The organism is Mesorhizobium sp. M1295 (assembly GCF_040318135.1).
Classification (GTDB): Bacteria; Pseudomonadota; Alphaproteobacteria; order Rhizobiales; family Rhizobiaceae; genus Mesorhizobium.
Map to the genome: position 1 here is coordinate 1 of NZ_JAMYLU010000064.1, position 2,997 is coordinate 2,997.

A 2,997-nucleotide genomic window follows, 5' to 3' on the forward strand; every position below is an offset into this window, starting at 1 on the left:
CCTGCTCGGCCGGCTGTTCAGCAGGTGCGGCTTCCTGCTGTTGCTGGTCGCGCTTCTTCCTGCGCGGCTTGAGCTGCTGCTGATCGTCGCTCGCGGGCGCAGCTTGCTCGGCCGGCTGTTCAGCAGGTGCGGCTTCCCGCTGTTGCTGGTCGCGCTTCTTCCTGCGCGGCTTGATCTGCTGATCGTCATTCACGGGTGCAGCCTGCTCGGCCGGCTGTTCGGCTTCGATCTGCTGTTGCTGCCTCTTTTTCCTGCGTTGATTGCCCTGCTCCTCTCCGCCCGAGGGCGCGAGTTGTTCGGCGGGCGCGGATTCGGTCTGTTGCTGCTCGCGCTTGTTCCGGCGCGGCTTTTGCTCGGACTCGCCCGATTGTTCGGCGGGTGCTTCGGTTCGCTCCTGCCGTTCGCGCCTCTTGCCGGGCTTCTGTTCCGGCTCCGCCTGCCCGCCTTGGGCACAGGCTTCGGCCGACTCGCCTTCGGCGCAATTCGACTGCGCCGGGATAAGCACTGCGCTGTTCCGAGCGGGGCCGAATGCGGCGCTGCCTTGCAGCGGGAACGCGCCTAACGGCGCGGACGCCATCAACAGGCCAAGCGCCGTGCCTGCCAGAATCCGTGGTTGGCGTTTCATCATAAACACTCCTTGTGGCGTCCCATCCCTGCCCAAACTTTCAGCAACCATGTTTGGTTCCTGTTTGTAGGTCTTAGCGGTGGCACAGGGCGATTGACCGGCGTTTTGAAGGCGACTTCATGTCATTCGTATGGTCTTGGCGTATGGTCCCGGCGTATTGTTCGGACGAGGGTGCATGGGTTGCTGCGCTTGACCTTGACGCCTCCGAGGTCCACATGCCGACGATGGAAAAGCCGTTCTGGAAAACCAAGACGCTGGAGGCGATGACCCCGGCCGAGTGGGAATCGCTCTGCGACGGCTGTGGCAAATGCTGCCTGTCCAAACTCGAAGACGAGGACACCGGAGATATCTACTGGACCAGCGTCGGCTGCCGGCTGTTCGACGCTGGAAGCTGCCGCTGCTCCGATTATACCAACCGGCTGGCGCGTGTTCCGGATTGCGTCGGGCTGACGCCGCAGAATGTGCGCACCATCAGCTGGCTGCCCAAGACCTGCGCTTACCGGTTGGTTGCCGAGGGCCGCGATCTCTATTGGTGGCACAGGCTGGTGTCGGGAAGCGACGAGACTGTGCACGAGGCCGGCATCTCGATGCGCGGCCGGGTCAGCGCCAGCGAGACGGAGCTTGCCGAGCCGGAGGATTATTTCGACCATATGCTTGCAGACGAGCCTTAGGATTTACTCCGGAATCGAGGACCCAGAACCGACAGCAAAACGGACGTTGCCTATCCGCCCATGCCGGTCCACCCTATGTAGGACCGCCGTCCATAGCACCGGTTCCGGAAGCGAGAGACTATCCCGGTTCTGCCGCATGAACCGGAGATGAACGGCCGGTTCGCAAAAAATTCAGACAGGCGGGTGCATTCTCCTCCCATCGGTTCGACGAAAACGGGTGGAAACCCTCAAACAAGGAGAGAAGACAATGTTCAACACCATCAAGACGGCGGCTCTTTCGGCTCTTGTCGGCCTTGGCACGCTTGCTGCCATCCCAGCCCATGCAGACAGTATCTATCTCGGCTTCGGCAACAACCAAGATCCGCGCGTCGGCGTCTATACCGGCGACGAAGATGATGGTTACTATCGCGAACACCGCCGTGAGCGCAACTGGCGCCGCTCCTGTTCGCCGGAGCGTGCCCTCGACAAGGCCGAACGTATGGGCCTGCGCCGCGCCCGCATCGTCGACATCAACCGCCGCACGGTCAAGGTCGCTGGCCGCCAGTACGGCGACCGCGTGGTGATCGTATTCGCCAACGAGCGCGGTTGTCCGATTATCTATCGCTAAGCCCGTCGAAGCTTTGCGGCCGGCGTCTTTCAGCCGGTAAAGTAGCGGAGCCTCTTTCCGCCAGGACGGAAAGGTGCGGCTCGAAAACCCCGGAGGATCGGTCCTCCGGGGTTTTTTATGCGCTGCGATCGACGATCACTTCAGTTCGAAAGTCACCGTCACCTGCGCGGTATAGGAATTCTCGCCGGCCTGCACGGGGACCGATGCGCCGGCCGCATCGAAAGCCTTGGCGTTGATTGGCATCGGCGGCGGTGCGAAATTCTGGTCGGTGATTTCCAGAACCCGGCCGATGCCGACGCCGGCCGCTTCGGCCAGCGTCTTGGCCTTGGCCATGGCATTGGCGACGGCCTTCTTGCGCGCTTCAGTGACGGCTGCCGCCGGATCGTCGTTGGAGAAGGAGATGCCGCCGCCCTGGTTGACGCCGAGCGACACCGCCTTGTCGAGAATGTCGCCGGTCTTGTCGATGTCGCGGATGCGCACCGAAAGCGTGTTGGTCACCTGATAGGCGACCAGTTCGGCCTCCTGGCTGCCGTCGGGCTTGTTGGTGTAGTTATAGCGCGGGTTGATCTGGATGCCCGCGGTCTGCAGGTCGCGCTCCTTGATGCCGGACGATTTCATTGCCGCGATCACCGCGGCCATGGCGTCGTTATTGGCATCGAGCGCGGCACGCGCCGTCTTGGCCTCGCGCATGACGCTGAGCGTCAGCAGAGCCAGATCGGGTGCTATCGCCGCCTCGCCTTCGCCGGTGACGACGATGCGCGGCGGCGGCGGCGAATCGGCGGCGCCGGCGATCGCCGGAAATGCGATTGCGGCGGCAATCGCCAGTGGCAAAATACGTCTGGTCATGAAATCTCCTCGATCTGCGATCCCAAGACTGCCGAGTGTCGAGCGGCTCCAATGGGGGACGTGCAATAGGTTATCAATATGGGCTGATTTGGGCGGTCTCGGCCAGCCCCCTCGGAAAGCCGCTCTGAAAGCCTTGTGCGGTTCAGGGAAAAACACTAATCCAACGCCGTGGGGCCTGTAGCTCAATGGTTAGAGCCGGCGGCTCATAACCGCTTGGTTGGGGGTTCGAGTCCCTCCGGGCCCACCAT

3 protein-coding genes, 1 tRNA gene and 1 pseudogene are annotated in these 2,997 nt (G+C 62.6%); 3 read left to right on the forward strand and 2 right to left on the reverse strand.

Annotated features, from left to right (window positions below):
• Positions 1-628: pseudogene (locus tag NKH29_RS32415) on the reverse strand (OmpA family protein); the annotation flags it as partial.
• A 221-nt stretch (positions 629-849) separates the two neighbouring features.
• On the opposite strand from NKH29_RS32415, the gene NKH29_RS32420 reads away from it, so the two are divergent.
• Both NKH29_RS32420 and NKH29_RS32425 read left to right on the forward strand, forming a co-directional pair.
• Positions 850-1,296, forward strand: a complete 447-nt coding sequence (locus tag NKH29_RS32420) for a YcgN family cysteine cluster protein (protein ID WP_023719321.1) — start codon at positions 850-852, stop codon at positions 1,294-1,296.
• 247 nt (positions 1,297-1,543) lie between these two features.
• Positions 1,544-1,903, forward strand: coding sequence for a hypothetical protein (locus NKH29_RS32425; protein ID WP_023719320.1), 360 nt, complete (start codon positions 1,544-1,546; stop codon positions 1,901-1,903).
• Positions 1,904-2,038: 135 nt separating this feature from the next.
• Here the strand turns inward: NKH29_RS32425 and NKH29_RS32430 are convergent, their stop codons facing one another.
• On the reverse strand, positions 2,039-2,749 hold the full coding sequence (locus tag NKH29_RS32430; RefSeq protein ID WP_023719319.1) for an SIMPL domain-containing protein: 711 nt from the start codon (positions 2,747-2,749) through the stop codon (positions 2,039-2,041).
• Positions 2,750-2,920: 171 nt separating this feature from the next.
• Between NKH29_RS32430 and NKH29_RS32435 the strand changes: the two genes are divergently transcribed.
• Positions 2,921-2,996 (forward strand) — tRNA-Ile (locus tag NKH29_RS32435).
• Position 2,997 lies beyond the last annotated feature (1 nt).